Genomic DNA, 12,540 nt, shown 5'->3' with positions numbered 1-12,540 from the left:
ATGGACCTGCGCTCTGTCCTTATGGGCCTTGCCTTTGCATTCATGTGGTCGTCGGCCTTTACGTCCGCGCGGATCATCGTTGCGGATGCATCGCCCCTGTTCTCCCTTGCCATGCGGTTCCTGTTGTCGGGGATCATCGGAATCGCGATTGCCCGGATGATGGGGCAGCCGTTTCGGCTCACACCGAAACAATGGTACGCGACGATCCTGTTTGGCGTGTGTCAGAATGCGCTGTACCTCGGCCTCAACTTTGTCGCGATGCAGACTGTTCAGGCCAGCGTCGCGGCGATCATCGCATCGGCAATGCCGCTGCTTCTGGCGATTGCCAGTTGGCTCTTGCTGGGAGAACGGATGCGACCATTGGGCATTTTCGGACTGTTCGCCGGGATCGTCGGCGTCGCGCTGATCATGGGCTCGCGCATCACCGCTGGCGTCGATCTTTACGGGCTGATGCTTTGCACCATTGGCGTTCTTGCGCTGACCTTTGCAACGCTCGCCGTGCGCGGCGCCACTTCTGGTGGCAATTTCATGATGGTTGTGGGGTTGCAGATGCTGGTCGGGGCCGTCTGTCTGCTTGTGGCCTCGGTGGCATTCGAAACCATCCACGTCAATTTCTCGACGCCGCTGATCCTGGCGTTCTCTTATACCACGCTGGTTCCCGGGCTCGCGGCCACCCTGATCTGGTTCATGCTGCTGGACCGAATCGGCCCGGTGCGCGCGGCGACCTTTCACTTTCTCAACCCGGTCTTTGGTGTGGCGATCGCCTCGGCCTTGTTGGGCGAAACGCTAGGCCCCCTGGACCTCGTTGGGGTTTTGATCGTAACGCTGGCCATTTTCGCGGTACAGGTGTCCAGACAACCACCACGTCGCCCGCCCGCGAGCTGACCGCTCAGCCGAACTGAACGCCCGCGTCGGTCATGCCGTCCATTGCCGAGCCAAGCGATCCGTTCAGGTCGATGGCGCGGCACAGGTCACGATTTACGGTCACGGAAAATCCCAGCCTTGCCGCGTCGACCGCCGAAAAGTTGACGCAGAAGTCGGTGGCAAGGCCAACCATGGTCAGATCGGTGATCCCGCGTGAGCGCAAATAGCCCTCAAGCCCGGTTGGCGTGGTCTTGTCGTTCTCGAAAAATGCCGAATAGCTGTCAATCGCCGGGTTGTATCCCTTGCGGATGATCATGTCGGCACGGCTGGTGTTCAGATCGACATGGAAATCCGCGCCCGAGGTGCCCTGGATGCAATGGTCGGGCCAGAGCACCTGTGTGCCATAGGGCATTTCAACCGTCTCATATGGCACCTTGCCCTGATGTGATGAGCCGAAGGATGAATGCCCTGCCGGATGCCAGTCCTGCGTCAGGATCACGGCAGGGAAATCGACCATCAACCGATTGATGCCGCCCACGATCTCGTCGCCGCCGGGTACGGCCAGCGCACCGCCGGGGCAGAAATCATATTGCACGTCGATCACGATGAGGGCGCGGGTCATGGGGCTTCTCCTTTGTCCTGTGCCCATGGGTAAGCGGACGGTCTGACCGCGTCAATGCAGGCCCTTGCGCGACAGGCCTCGCAGGGCTAGTTGGCGGCGCATGTATACCATCGCTGCCCTTTACCACTTTACCCGGCTTGCAGACCCTGCGGCGCTGAAACCCGCGTTGCTGGACCTGTGCCAGTCGCAGGACGTGACGGGGACGCTGTTGCTCGCCGCCGAGGGGATCAACGGCACCATCGCCGGGCCGCGCGCGGGGATTGACGCCGTTCTGGCGCATGTTCGGTCACTGCCTGGTTGCACCGATCTTGAGTGGAAGGAATCCACCAGCGCCAAGCCGCCCTTTGGCCGGATGAAGGTCCGCCTGAAGAAAGAGATCGTGACCATGGGCCAGCCGGATGTGGATCCCAGGGCGCGGGTGGGTCACTACGTCGATCCGAAAGGGTGGAACGAACTGATCCGGAGTCCGGATGTCGCGGTTATCGATACGCGAAACGATTACGAAGTCGCCATTGGGACATTCGAGGGTGCGGTCGATCCGCAGACCAAGTCCTTTGGCGAATTTCCCGAATGGTGGCAGCAGAACAAGCACAGGTTTCACAACAAGCGGATCGCGATGTTCTGCACCGGCGGGATCCGCTGCGAGAAGTCGACGAACTATCTGCTGGGGCAGGGGATCGAGGATGTTTTCCACCTGAAAGGCGGCATCCTGAAATACCTTGAGGAAATGCCTGCGGTAGACAGTAGGTGGACCGGCGATTGCTTTGTCTTTGACAACCGCGTCAGCGTTGGTCACGGGCTGAAGGAAGGGCCGCACGAGTTGTGCCACGGGTGCCGACGACCGATCCTCCCCGAGGACAAGGCGCGCGCGGAATACGAGGCGGGTGTGTCGTGCCACCATTGCGTCGATGAAACGACAGAGGATGACAAGGGACGCTTTCGCGAGCGTCAGAAACAGATGCGACTGGCGCGGGAGCGCGCCGAGGCGCAGCAGCCGCCCTGAGCCAGGATGCTGGCCACAAGCCCTGTCTGTCTTGATGTCTCAGACCACCACAGCGCGCGGGGCGCGGGGGCGAGAGCGGAGCAACAACATCACCATGATCGCGATATTAAGGCCGTTCCAGACGATGCCGTTCACAAAGGCGATCCGGTAACTGCCGGTGAGGTCGTAGAGCCACCCGGACATCCAGCCGCCCAACGCCATCCCGAGGATCGTCATCATCAGCACGAACCCGACCCGCGCACCTGCCTCTTTGGCGGGCATGTATTCGCGTACGACAAGGGCATAGCTTGGCACGATGCCACCCTGTGCCAGGCCGAACACAGCGCTGACCACATATAGCGACACCATGCCGTCATAGGGCAGGTAGAGAAACAGCGCGATGCATTGCAGCACCGAGCCGATCAACAATATCATCACCCCGCCCAGTTTGTCGGCGGCGAGGCCCGATATCACGCGGCTGACGACCCCGCCCAACAACATCAATGACAGCATCTCTGCTCCGACGGCCGGTCCATATCCCAGCCCGACGCAATAGGCGACGATGTGTACCTGCGGCATCGCCATCGCCACGCAACAGGCGATGCCCGCGAACCCCAGAATATACTGGAGCGTGCGAGGGCTGAATCCGGCGCTGCGCGCGCGCAGGGCGGATGCCGCTTCGGCCGCGACGTGGGCCTCGTCAGGCAGGCGCCGCCGCAAGAGCAGCGACAGTGGAATCAGCACAACAAGTGTCACGATCGCCAGCGTGACATAGACCTGTCGCCAGCCGCTGTCCGCCAGCACATCGGCCAGCATCGTCGGCCAAATCGCGCCGGACAGGTAGTTGCCACTGGCCGCCAGTGCCACGGCGATGCCACGTCGTTTGAGGAACCAGTGCGAGATGTCGGCGATCAACGGGCCAAAGCCAACTGCGGTGCCAAGGCCAAGCACAAGATGCGCCAGCGAAATGGTGAACATCGACGGCGCAATCACCGCCAGCCCGTATCCTGCGGCAATGCCAAAGGCCGCTCCGTTCAGCGCGATCGTCACGCCGAAACGATCCACCACACGCCCGATCAACAGATTGCCGACCGCAAATCCGATCATCGTCAGCGTGTAGGGCAGGGATGCCTCGGCGCGGCCCGCGCCAAACTCGGTTTCGATCGCCGGCAACACGACCACGACCGCCCACATGCCAGCGTTGGCCACCATGCCGATCAACAGCGTGATGCCCAGCCGAAGCCAGGAATAGGTGCTGTCGTGAATGGAAGCGGTGCTCATGCAAAGCACGCTAAGCGGGCGTCGCCGGAACACAAGTGGCAATCATCGCCGGGGCATCACCGGGGCCGGACCCGGACGACAGATCGAGGTCAGGTTTCGTCGCCGAAAAACGGAGTCATCTGTGCAATGATGACCGCGTTTTCGTCCAGCGCCCGTTGCATCAGCGCGCGCTCTTCATCATCAATCTCATGGCCTTCGGCCTCGCGCTCGGCAAGGGTGCCATAGCCGGTCACGTCCAGCGGCGCGGTGTCGGCCTGTTTCAGGATCGCCACCGTTTCACGCACGGCTTCGGCTTCGTCGATGCCGCTGGCAAAGCACATCAGCGCCGCGCCGCTGGCCCCCTTGGGCAGCCCGTCGCCGGTCTTGCGACCGATCTCCACCAGCAGGGTATAGACCTGCTGGCGGCTCGGTTTCTTGGCGGGCGTATCAGTCACGCAACAACTCGTTGATGCCGGTCTTGGAGCGGGTTCTGGCATCGACGCGCTTTACGATCACGGCGCAATAGAGGTTGATGTTGTTCTTGGAGGGCATGGAGCCGGCGACCACCACCGAATAGGGAGGAACTTCGCCATACATGACCTCGCCTGTTTCGCGGTCCACGATCTTGGTGGATTGGCCGATGAAGACGCCCATGCCCAGAACCGACCCTTCGCGCACGATGCAGCCTTCGACCACCTCGGATCGGGCCCCGATGAAACAGTTGTCCTCGATGATCGTGGGCCCGGCCTGCATCGGCTCCAGCACGCCGCCGATGCCAACGCCGCCCGACAGATGCACGTTCTTGCCGATCTGTGCGCAGGACCCGACGGTGGCCCAGGTATCGACCATCGTGCCTTGATCGACATAGGCGCCCAGGTTCACAAACGAGGGCATCAGCACGACGCCCGGCGCGATATAGGCCGATTTGCGTACGACACAATGGGGCACGGCGCGAAAGCCCGCATCCTTCCACTGGTTGTCGCCCCAGCCTGCGAACTTGCTGTCCACCTTGTCCCACCAGCCACCGTTCTGGGGGCCGCCGGATTGTTGCTCCATGTCCTTGATGCGAAAGCCGAGCAGAACCGCCTTTTTCGCCCACTGGTTGACATGCCAGCTGTTGTCGGCCTGCTTCTCGGCAACACGCAGAACGCCGCTGTCGAGCGCATTCAGCGTATCTTCGATGGCCTCGCGCTGTTCACCGCTGGTTGCGGGCGTAATTTCATCACGCGCCTCCCATGCGGCTTCGATGGCGGTTTCCAGCTGCGCGTTGGACATGAACGTCTCTCCTGTGAACAATCGTTGACAGCCCTATAGCGGGGCCGGCGGCGACAGACAATGTGAAGCATGGGCAACACGCAAAGACGGGTTGTCAGGGTTTGGCGCGGGTCAAGGGAGGGCAGGTGGCGCGATAGGCCGGATTTTCGGCGATGGCATCGAACCAGCGCAGGAGCGCGGGATACCGCCCGAGTGCGGCGGCCCCCTCGGGCGCCGCGTTGAAAAAGCCGATCATGGGCGCGAGGTGGAGATCGGCAAGGGTCAGGTTCGTTCCGTCAAGAACCAGCCCTTCGCGGGCAATGGTCTCAAGTCCGGAAAGGACGGTTTTCGCACGTTCCAGTCCGTCTTCGATTACAGCCTCGTCCGGCATTTCGCCGCTGGATGGGGCACTGATGCGTTGGCTGAAACCATACGCACGAGCGGCCAATAGGCCTGTGAGTCCACGATACTTTGAACCTGCACCATCCGGGCAATGGCACGGGGTGTGTCAGGAGACAACCGACCCCCGGCATATTGCGTATTGAGATAGCGCAAGATCGCAGCCGTTTCGGTAAGTTGAAAATCATCGTCGTTCAGTGTCGGGACAAGGCCGAAGGGATGTGGATTCGGCCCGGTACCGGTGAACGGATCAACCTCGACGATCTGCGCGGTCAAGCGAAGCTGATACAGCGCCATGCGAACGATCTGGCAATAGACGCTGGGCGGATAGGCATAGAGGGTAAGGCCCATGCGCCTAGGCCTGAAACGGATCAGGCGCGATGTTGCCGCCACAGATCAACACCGCGACCTTTTCACCGCGCGTAGGTTGATAGGCCCCTGACATCAGCGCGGCCAGTGCCGTTGCACCTGCGGGTTCGACAAGCTGCCGGCTGCTGCGCCAGAGGGCGTGCTGCGCCCTGGTGATGGCGTCGTCGCTGACCAGAACCGTGCCGCCAAGATGTTTCTCGGCAACCTCGAAGCAGATTGATCCGATACGCCGCGCGCCAAGCGCATTCGCTGCGACACCCGAAACCTCGACATCGACCGGTTTCCCGGCTTTGAGTGCAGCGTTCAGGGCGCAGGAGGTTTCCGGCTCCACCGCGACAACCTTGCGAGTACCCGCGAGCCATGCGAGCGCGCCCGCGATCAACCCGCCGCCGCCGACGGCAATCAGCAGCGTGTCGGCCTCAAGGCCCTGCGATTCCCATTCGCGCATGCAGGTGCCTTGCCCCGCAACGGTTGCAGGGGCGTCATAGGCGTGAATTTGTTTGGCCCCGGTTTCCGCCTCGTAGACCTGCGCCAGATTCAGCGCATTGGAATAGTCGCCCGGCACCACGGTGAGGTCCGCACCGGTTTCACGGATCAGTGCGATCTTGGATGTCCCGGCCATTTCGGGCACGAAGATATGCGCCTTGTGGCCCAGTTGGTGCGCTGCATAGGCCACTGCGGCACCATGGTTGCCGCCGCTCGCGGCGACCAGACCGGCTTCGGGCACCGGTTCGCCGAGCAATGTGTTGAACGCGCCACGTGCCTTGAAGCTGCCCGTGTGCTGCATCTGCTCCAGCTTCAACTGAACCGGGAACGTCAGGCCGACGTCGGTGAGGTCCAGAAGCGGAGTTCTGACCACGCGGTCGCGCACCCTTCCTGCTGCCTGTTCGATCTCCGATTTCCATTCCATCGCCGGGCCCTGTTGCTGGTCTTGCCACGCTGAACCCTATAGGGCTGGAACGAACACGCAAGCATGGATCCCCTTGATGACTGATGACCGCCAGAGCCCGTTCCGCGATGCCCATCTGGACCGCGATACCGCTGAACATGTACCTGACACACCGCAAACCCGCTCGCCTGCCTACCGGCTGGCCTTTGCCGATGAAGATTTCCTGTGCCGGGACGAGTTGCGCCCTGTCCGGTTGCAGCTGGAGTTGCTGAAGCCCGAGTTGATGCTGAACGAACGGGGGATCGAAAGCACCATCGTCATGTTTGGCGGCGCGCGTATCCCTGACCCGGCCAACAAGGCCGATGCGCGGACTGAAACACTGGCGGAGCTGTCGCGGTTCTACGACGAGGCAAAGGATTTCGCCCGGTTGATGACCGAGGCGTCCATCCAGACCGGCGGTCATGAAAACGTGATCGTGACCGGGGGCGGCCCCGGTGTGATGGAGGCGGGGAATCGCGGCGCGTATGAGGCGGGCGGGCAGTCCATCGGGTTGAACATCGTGCTGCCGCACGAGCAGGCACCCAACGCCTATGTGACTCCGGATCTGAGCTTCAACTTTCACTATTTTGCCATCCGCAAGATGCATTTTCTGATGCGTGCGCGGGCGATCTGCGTGTTCCCCGGCGGGTTCGGAACCTTGGACGAGATGTTCGAATCCCTGACCCTGATCCAGACTGGCCGCATGGAACGGGTGCCGTTCCTGCTGTTTGGGCGCGCCTTCTGGGAAAAGGTCATCAACTGGGACGCGCTGGCCGACGCCGGGACCATCTCGGAGGATGATCTTGACCTTTTTCGGTTCGTCGAGACCGCGCAAGAGGCGGCTGACATCATCGACAATTGGGAACCGGCTCCGGCGCGCGACAGCATTCCGGGCCGCTGAGATGGGCTAGGCTGACACCGGGCGCAAGCGGCGGGTGACGTCAGTCAAGGCTGCTGGTGCCACAGGGTGGATCGGCGTCAGTCTGCTCCACCGCGATCAGCTTTTCGAGCCGGTTGCGGGCAATTTTCCCGACAACCAATGTGCGGCCCACCAACAGCGCCGGCGTGCCGATGATCCCGAACGCGGCCGCCACCGCGCTGCTGCGGTCGATGGCTTGCGTCGTTTCCCTGCTGCTCCCATCGCGCTGGAACTGCGCGGGTTCGATGTCGAACCGATCTGCCAATGCGCGCAGTGACGCCGGCCCGGGCGGCAGGACCGAGCGCATCAGGTGCTCGTGCACCGGCAGATACTGGCCTTGGGCGCGGGCCGCGATGGCTGCGCGGGCGGCGGCCATTGATCGTGGCCCCAGAACCGGCATTTCGTGCCAGGTCACCGATATCGGGGCGCCCGTCTCGATCAGGACCATGATGATGCCGCTCAGCGTCGGGCAATAGGGACAATTGTAATCCGTGAAGACGGCGATCGGGACGGTTCCGCCTGCCCAGGGCTGCGGCCCGAATGCCGCAAGGCAGGGGTCCTTGGCAACCTCTTGGCGGAGCCGCGCGTCCTGCTCGGTCATCGGGTCAATGCCCGCGAACACGGCCTGTGCGCTCGACATCGACCCACCCGCGATGCTCCGAAATCCCGGCAGACCGGGGATCGGCTCAAATGTGAACTCTGGCCTGAATAGATCGATCACCCGCGGCACCGCAATGGTCGCCCCGATCGCACAGGCCGCGATCAAAACGTCGCGTCGGCGCAGTGGCATGGATCAGAGCCCAGCCTCGGACGCGATCTGTGCGCGGGATTTGCGCGCCCGCTCGGTGGCCGATTTCAACTGGCCGCAGGCGGCCATGATGTCTTCACCACGCGGGGTGCGGATCGGGCTTGCATAGCCGGCCCTGTAGATGATGTCGGCAAAGGCGTGGATCCGATTGCCAGAGGACCGCGTATAGGGCGCACCGGGCCATTCATTGAATGGGATCAGGTTGATCTTTGCCGGAATTCCCTCGATCAGCTGGATCAGGCGGCGCGCGTCTTCGTCGCTGTCATTGACGTCCTTGAGCATCACGTATTCGAAGGTGATGCGTTCCGAATTGCTGACCTTTGGATAGGCGCGCAAGGCGTCGAGAAGTTCGGCGATGTTCCACCGCTTGTTGATCGGCACCAGCTTGTTGCGGGTTTCGTCCGTCGTTGCATGAAACGATACGGCCAGCTGGCAGCCGATTTCCTGTGCCGTCCGGGCAATTTCCGGCACGACGCCCGAAGTTGACAGCGTAATCCGGCGGCGGGACAGCTGGATGCCTTCGGGATCCATTGCAATCTTCATCGCGTCGCGCACGTTTTCAAAGTTGTAGAGCGGTTCGCCCATGCCCATCAGGACGATATTGGACAGCAATCGTGTTTCGTCCTTGGGCGCACCGATTTCCGGCCATTCGCCAAGATCGTCGCGCGCCATCATCACCTGGCCAATGATTTCACCGGCCGTCAGGTTGCGCACGAGCTTTTGTGTGCCGGTATGGCAGAAGGAACAGGTCAGCGTGCAACCGACCTGAGAGCTGATGCACAACGTGCCGCGCCCTTCTTCGGGAATATAGACGACCTCGACCTCGTGATCGCCGGCGATGCGGACCAGATACTTGCGCGTGCCGTCGCTGCTGACTTGCTTGCTGACCACTTCCGGGGTCTCAATGACAAAGGTCTCGGCCAGCTGTGCCCGATAGGCTTTGGCGAGGTTGGTCATCTTTGCAAAGTCGCGAACGCCCCATTGGTAGATCCATTGCCAGATCTGACCAACCCGCATCTTGGACTGTTTTTCCGGAGTGCCATGGGCGATCAGAACGTCGCGCATGGCGGTGCGGGTCAGGCCGATCAGGTTGATCGGGCCATCGGGCAGTTTGCGTGGAATGGTCATCACGTCCTGAGTGATCGGCGTGGTGGCGGACATGGGTTTACCTTCGGGTTGCAGGGCCAGATCGCTTCTATATAGGGATTTGGTTTGGTTTCAAAAGAATTTGGCCTTACCGATTGTACGATAAGGCCGCAACTTGGTAGAAGATTCCGGACGGAGAGGTCAGCCGCCGCACCGCTTTTCGGCGTCTTCGATCGCTGCGGTGAACCCGAGCAACGAGAACGTATCCTTGGTTTGCGTCCCGCGCGCCGACCGGGCAGTGACCGTCGCCTGTGCGCCGCGCTTCATCGCGGTGATGATCTTGGAATCATCCGCGGCAGTTGCAGGCCAGGCCCATTCGCCTTCGCTGAAGAGCTCAAACTCGTTGCCCGAGATGTTCATGTTCACGGTCGAGCCGGGCGCAAAGGGATAGCCGCCGGTAAAGGTGACCTGGCCTTTTACATCGGCTCCCGGGCGATAGAACACGAACAACAGGATATCGCTGCGCCGCACGGCAACGACGCGACCATCGCGGGTGTTCACGGTTTGCTTGGGGGCCGAAACGCTCCAGCATTCCTTGGGATCGGCTTCGACAAAAACACTCCAGTCGGTCTTGGCTGCGACCCGATTGGTGCTTTGATCCTGTGCAATTGCGATGGTGGCCATACTGGCCAGACACAGGCCCGCCGCTGCGCGGGCAAGATAGGATTTCATGTGTACAGCCTCCAGACTGTCCTAGACCTCAATAATTCAGGGGTGCCCGAGCGATTTTTGCAACCGTCTTGACGCGCACCCCGCTGCTTGCCGACACATACACATTATCGTAAATTGCACCACAAGCGAAAGGCCATTTGGCAGGATTTCGCCAAGTTGTGAGGACTGATGTGACTGATCCTGTTCCGATGACCGAAATTTGGCGCGCTTCGCTGCTTGAAAGCCTGCATCTGGGCCATGCCGTGATCTGCGACGATACTGGCCAGATCGTCCGATCCTGGGGCGATCCCGATGCGGTGATCTATCCCCGCTCGTCCTGCAAGATGGTGCAGGCCTTGCCGCTGGTGACCTCCGGAGCCGCCGACAAGTTCGGGCTGACCAGCGAACAGCTGGCGCTCGCCTGCGCCTCGCACAATGGCGCAGCGATCCATACAGATAGAGTGCGCGCATGGCTCGATCAACTTGGGCTGAGCGATGATGACTTTCGATGTGGCCCGCAGGAGCCCGACGACATACCCGCGCGCAACGCCTTGATCCGTGCCGATGAAAGCCCGTGTCCGGTTCATAACAACTGTTCCGGCAAACATGCCGGTTTTCTGACGCTCGCCGCGCATATGGGTGCCGGGCCGGAGTATGTCGAGGTTGATCACCCGGTACAGCAGGCCAGTTTGACCGCGATCGAAGAGACCACGCAGCTGGACAGTCCGGGCTATGGAATCGACGGGTGTTCGGCCCCCAACTTTGCAACCACGGTGCATGGGCTGGCGCGGGCGATGGCCTTTTTTGCTTCGGCACAGGACCGGTCGGATCGACAGAGCAATGCCGCAGCCAGCCTGACCGCGGCAATGATGGCGCATCCCGCGCTTGTCGCTGGCGAGGGGCGGGCCTGCACGGAACTGATGCGGGCGATGAATGGCAGGGCGGCGATCAAGACCGGGGCCGAGGCCGTCTATATCGCAATTGTCCCGGAACGGCGCATGGGTATCGCGGTCAAGATCGTTGATGGCGGTACGCGGGCTGCCGAATGCACGATTGCAGCAATCCTTGTCGGGCTTGGTCTGCTCGACGCCGACCATCCTGCAACGCGGATGTTCATGAACGCCCCGATCCTGAACCGGCGCGGCATGGAGTGCGGTGTCATCCGACCGGCCGCGACGCTCGCCTGAGCGCCGCGACCCATCGGCTACATCGCGACGATTTCGGCGATTTCGACCGATCCGGAACCGTCAACGATCATCGGATTTGACTTTGCGATGGCGCAGGCGGCGTCGATGTCGTCTGCCGAAATGACGGAGTACCCCGAGGCCGGGTTGGCGCCGCCATTGTCCGCCACGCCCGAGGCGCTGACGGTCTTGGACATGCCGACGGGGTTTCCGGGTTCGACAAGGTTGGAGCCGTTGTCCTCCATCCATTTGCCCCATGCGGCCATGGTCTTGTCGATCTCTTCTTGAGATTCAGGCATGCTGCCTCCGTGATACACGAACAGAAAATTGGGCATTGTATTCCTCCTTGGTTGAAAGTTGCGGGCTCAGGCAAAGAGCCGGTCGAGTCTGGTAAGTGTCGATAGCCAGCCACGGCCATGATTCTGCGACGATTCGAGCGTGTCGAGCTGACGGTGCGACAGCGTAAATCGTGCGCCGATGCCGGTCGGGGCGACGGTAAAGGTGACATGGCTTTCTGCCCCCCGCTTGTCGTCGCCGTCATGCCAGCCCCAGGTAAAGCCGACAGAGCCTTCGCCGCCGGACTCCGGAGGAGAGACATGGGTGACCTGCCCGGACACCTTGAACCGATCTCCACTGTCTTCGCCGGTCATGGTGCAAAGCCACGGACCGGTTTTGGTGAAATCCATCTCGCAGGTTTCCAGCCGGACACCCTCTTTGCCAAACCATTGCACAAGTTCCTCGGGCCGGGTGACGGCCGCCCAGAGGCGATCAACATCGACCGGATATTCGCGGATGAGTTCGAGATCGTGTGTGTCTTTCATGACAAGTCCTCTGTTTCGGGGTTCAGGGCCAGAAGGCTGTCGAGCCGCTTGAGGCTGCCTTCCCAGAAGCTGCGGTGGTCCATGGTCCAGCGTGCGATGGTCTGCATCGCTTCGGGACGGACAGCGTAATAGCGGTGTGTTCCCGCCGCACGTTGACGGATCAGCCCCGACTCGCGCAGCACCTTGAGGTGCCGCGAAATCGCCGGCGCCGAGATCGGGAATTCTGAAACAAGCTCTCCTGCGGGCAACTCGCCCTCTGCCATCAGCTTTTCAACCATGGTCAGGCGGGTGGGGTCGGACAGGGCCGCAAAAGTCTGGGTCAGATCGGTCATG

Annotated in this window: 17 protein-coding genes; 4 read left to right on the top strand and 13 right to left on the bottom strand. The window is 61.7% G+C overall.

Annotated features, from left to right (window positions below):
* Positions 1–885 carry a DMT family transporter gene (locus QO231_RS09805; RefSeq protein WP_316775605.1) on the top strand — a complete coding sequence of 295 codons (885 nt, stop codon included), beginning with the start codon at positions 1–3 and terminating at the stop codon, positions 883–885.
* 4 nt (positions 886–889) lie between these two features.
* Here QO231_RS09805 and pncA read toward each other — a convergent pair whose 3' ends face one another.
* Positions 890–1,486: a bifunctional nicotinamidase/pyrazinamidase gene (gene pncA / locus QO231_RS09800; protein WP_316775603.1), complete on the bottom strand. Its 597-nt coding sequence runs from the start codon at positions 1,484–1,486 to the stop codon at positions 890–892.
* Between the two features lie 100 nt (positions 1,487–1,586).
* On the opposite strand from pncA, the gene trhO reads away from it, so the two are divergent.
* Positions 1,587–2,489 (top strand): oxygen-dependent tRNA uridine(34) hydroxylase TrhO, encoded by a 903-nt coding sequence (gene trhO, locus QO231_RS09795; protein ID WP_316775601.1) that lies wholly within the window; start codon positions 1,587–1,589, stop codon positions 2,487–2,489.
* A 39-nt stretch (positions 2,490–2,528) separates the two neighbouring features.
* On the opposite strand, the gene QO231_RS09790 is transcribed toward trhO, so the two are convergent.
* From QO231_RS09790 to QO231_RS09765, 6 genes are all read right to left on the bottom strand, one after another.
* Complete coding sequence (locus QO231_RS09790; protein WP_316775598.1) at positions 2,529–3,749, bottom strand: MFS transporter; 1,221 nt, start codon at positions 3,747–3,749, stop codon at positions 2,529–2,531.
* 89 nt (positions 3,750–3,838) lie between these two features.
* Positions 3,839–4,183, bottom strand: a complete 345-nt coding sequence (locus tag QO231_RS09785) for a hypothetical protein (protein ID WP_316775597.1) — start codon at positions 4,181–4,183, stop codon at positions 3,839–3,841.
* The gene (gene dapD / locus QO231_RS09780; protein ID WP_316775596.1) at positions 4,176–5,003 is read right to left on the bottom strand and encodes a 2,3,4,5-tetrahydropyridine-2,6-dicarboxylate N-succinyltransferase; all 828 of its coding nucleotides are present in this window, start codon (positions 5,001–5,003) and stop codon (positions 4,176–4,178) included. The genes QO231_RS09785 and dapD overlap by 8 nt, the downstream gene beginning before the upstream one ends.
* Positions 5,004–5,097: 94 nt before the next feature.
* Positions 5,098–5,373: a glutathione S-transferase domain-containing protein gene (locus tag QO231_RS09775; RefSeq protein WP_316775594.1), complete on the bottom strand. Its 276-nt coding sequence runs from the start codon at positions 5,371–5,373 to the stop codon at positions 5,098–5,100.
* Positions 5,355–5,732, bottom strand: a complete 378-nt coding sequence (locus QO231_RS09770) for a glutathione S-transferase family protein (RefSeq protein WP_316775592.1) — start codon at positions 5,730–5,732, stop codon at positions 5,355–5,357. Before QO231_RS09770 ends, QO231_RS09775 begins: the two co-directional genes overlap by 19 nt.
* A gap of 4 nt (positions 5,733–5,736) precedes the next feature.
* Entirely contained in the window at positions 5,737–6,660 is a 924-nt protein-coding gene (locus QO231_RS09765) for a threonine/serine dehydratase (protein ID WP_316775591.1), read from the bottom strand.
* Between the two features lie 76 nt (positions 6,661–6,736).
* Here QO231_RS09765 and QO231_RS09760 point away from each other — a divergent pair, with 76 nt between their 5' ends.
* Complete coding sequence (locus tag QO231_RS09760; RefSeq protein ID WP_316775588.1) at positions 6,737–7,579, top strand: LOG family protein; 843 nt, start codon at positions 6,737–6,739, stop codon at positions 7,577–7,579.
* A 40-nt stretch (positions 7,580–7,619) separates the two neighbouring features.
* Here QO231_RS09760 and QO231_RS09755 read toward each other — a convergent pair whose 3' ends face one another.
* The 3 genes from QO231_RS09755 to QO231_RS09745 all read right to left on the bottom strand — a co-directional run bounded on the left by QO231_RS09755 (position 7,620) and on the right by QO231_RS09745 (position 10,223).
* Entirely contained in the window at positions 7,620–8,387 is a 768-nt protein-coding gene (locus QO231_RS09755) for a DsbA family protein (protein WP_316775586.1), read from the bottom strand.
* 3 nt (positions 8,388–8,390) lie between these two features.
* Positions 8,391–9,566: a 23S rRNA (adenine(2503)-C(2))-methyltransferase RlmN gene (gene rlmN / locus QO231_RS09750; RefSeq protein ID WP_316775584.1), complete on the bottom strand. Its 1,176-nt coding sequence runs from the start codon at positions 9,564–9,566 to the stop codon at positions 8,391–8,393.
* A 126-nt stretch (positions 9,567–9,692) separates the two neighbouring features.
* Positions 9,693–10,223, bottom strand: a complete 531-nt coding sequence (locus QO231_RS09745; RefSeq protein WP_316775582.1) for an invasion associated locus B family protein — start codon at positions 10,221–10,223, stop codon at positions 9,693–9,695.
* 170 nt (positions 10,224–10,393) lie between these two features.
* On the opposite strand from QO231_RS09745, the gene QO231_RS09740 reads away from it, so the two are divergent.
* Positions 10,394–11,389 carry an asparaginase gene (locus tag QO231_RS09740; RefSeq protein ID WP_316775580.1) on the top strand — a complete coding sequence of 332 codons (996 nt, stop codon included), beginning with the start codon at positions 10,394–10,396 and terminating at the stop codon, positions 11,387–11,389.
* 17 nt (positions 11,390–11,406) lie between these two features.
* On the opposite strand, the gene QO231_RS09735 is transcribed toward QO231_RS09740, so the two are convergent.
* From QO231_RS09735 to QO231_RS09725, 3 genes are read right to left on the bottom strand one after another with little or no spacing between them, the layout of a single operon-like run.
* On the bottom strand, positions 11,407–11,721 hold the full coding sequence (locus QO231_RS09735) for a YciI family protein (RefSeq protein ID WP_316775578.1): 315 nt from the start codon (positions 11,719–11,721) through the stop codon (positions 11,407–11,409).
* Positions 11,722–11,751: 30 nt separating this feature from the next.
* Entirely contained in the window at positions 11,752–12,207 is a 456-nt protein-coding gene (locus tag QO231_RS09730) for an SRPBCC family protein (RefSeq protein WP_316775576.1), read from the bottom strand.
* Positions 12,204–12,539 (bottom strand): ArsR/SmtB family transcription factor, encoded by a 336-nt coding sequence (locus QO231_RS09725; RefSeq protein WP_316775575.1) that lies wholly within the window; start codon positions 12,537–12,539, stop codon positions 12,204–12,206. The genes QO231_RS09730 and QO231_RS09725 overlap by 4 nt, the downstream gene beginning before the upstream one ends.
* Between the last annotated feature and the right edge of the window lies 1 nt (position 12,540).

This window comes from Sedimentitalea todarodis, from assembly GCF_032595355.1.
Lineage (GTDB): Bacteria > Pseudomonadota > Alphaproteobacteria > Rhodobacterales > Rhodobacteraceae > Sedimentitalea > Sedimentitalea todarodis.
The sequence above is the reverse complement of the archived record's forward strand: the minus strand, read 5'-3'. Positions and strand labels throughout refer to the sequence as shown.

Excerpts from the sequence above, each read along its gene's own strand:
- QO231_RS09805 (WP_316775605.1), top strand. The coding sequence starts at position 1 with ATGGACCTGCGCTCTGTCCTTATGGGCCTTGCCTTTGCATTCATGTGG.
- QO231_RS09725 (WP_316775575.1), bottom strand. The coding sequence starts at position 12,539 with ATGACCGATCTGACCCAGACTTTTGCGGCCCTGTCCGACCCCACCCGC.
- rlmN (WP_316775584.1), bottom strand. The coding sequence starts at position 9,566 with ATGTCCGCCACCACGCCGATCACTCAGGACGTGATGACCATTCCACGC.
- QO231_RS09765 (WP_316775591.1), bottom strand. The coding sequence starts at position 6,660 with ATGGAATGGAAATCGGAGATCGAACAGGCAGCAGGAAGGGTGCGCGAC.
- QO231_RS09745 (WP_316775582.1), bottom strand. The coding sequence starts at position 10,223 with ATGAAATCCTATCTTGCCCGCGCAGCGGCGGGCCTGTGTCTGGCCAGT.
- trhO (WP_316775601.1), top strand. The coding sequence starts at position 1,587 with ATGTATACCATCGCTGCCCTTTACCACTTTACCCGGCTTGCAGACCCT.
- QO231_RS09755 (WP_316775586.1), bottom strand. The coding sequence starts at position 8,387 with ATGCCACTGCGCCGACGCGACGTTTTGATCGCGGCCTGTGCGATCGGG.
- pncA (WP_316775603.1), bottom strand. The coding sequence starts at position 1,486 with ATGACCCGCGCCCTCATCGTGATCGACGTGCAATATGATTTCTGCCCC.
- dapD (WP_316775596.1), bottom strand. The coding sequence starts at position 5,003 with ATGTCCAACGCGCAGCTGGAAACCGCCATCGAAGCCGCATGGGAGGCG.
- QO231_RS09770 (WP_316775592.1), bottom strand. The coding sequence starts at position 5,732 with ATGGGCCTTACCCTCTATGCCTATCCGCCCAGCGTCTATTGCCAGATC.
- QO231_RS09790 (WP_316775598.1), bottom strand. The coding sequence starts at position 3,749 with ATGAGCACCGCTTCCATTCACGACAGCACCTATTCCTGGCTTCGGCTG.
- QO231_RS09735 (WP_316775578.1), bottom strand. The coding sequence starts at position 11,721 with ATGCCCAATTTTCTGTTCGTGTATCACGGAGGCAGCATGCCTGAATCT.
- QO231_RS09775 (WP_316775594.1), bottom strand. The coding sequence starts at position 5,373 with ATGCCGGACGAGGCTGTAATCGAAGACGGACTGGAACGTGCGAAAACC.
- QO231_RS09730 (WP_316775576.1), bottom strand. The coding sequence starts at position 12,207 with ATGAAAGACACACACGATCTCGAACTCATCCGCGAATATCCGGTCGAT.
- QO231_RS09760 (WP_316775588.1), top strand. The coding sequence starts at position 6,737 with ATGACTGATGACCGCCAGAGCCCGTTCCGCGATGCCCATCTGGACCGC.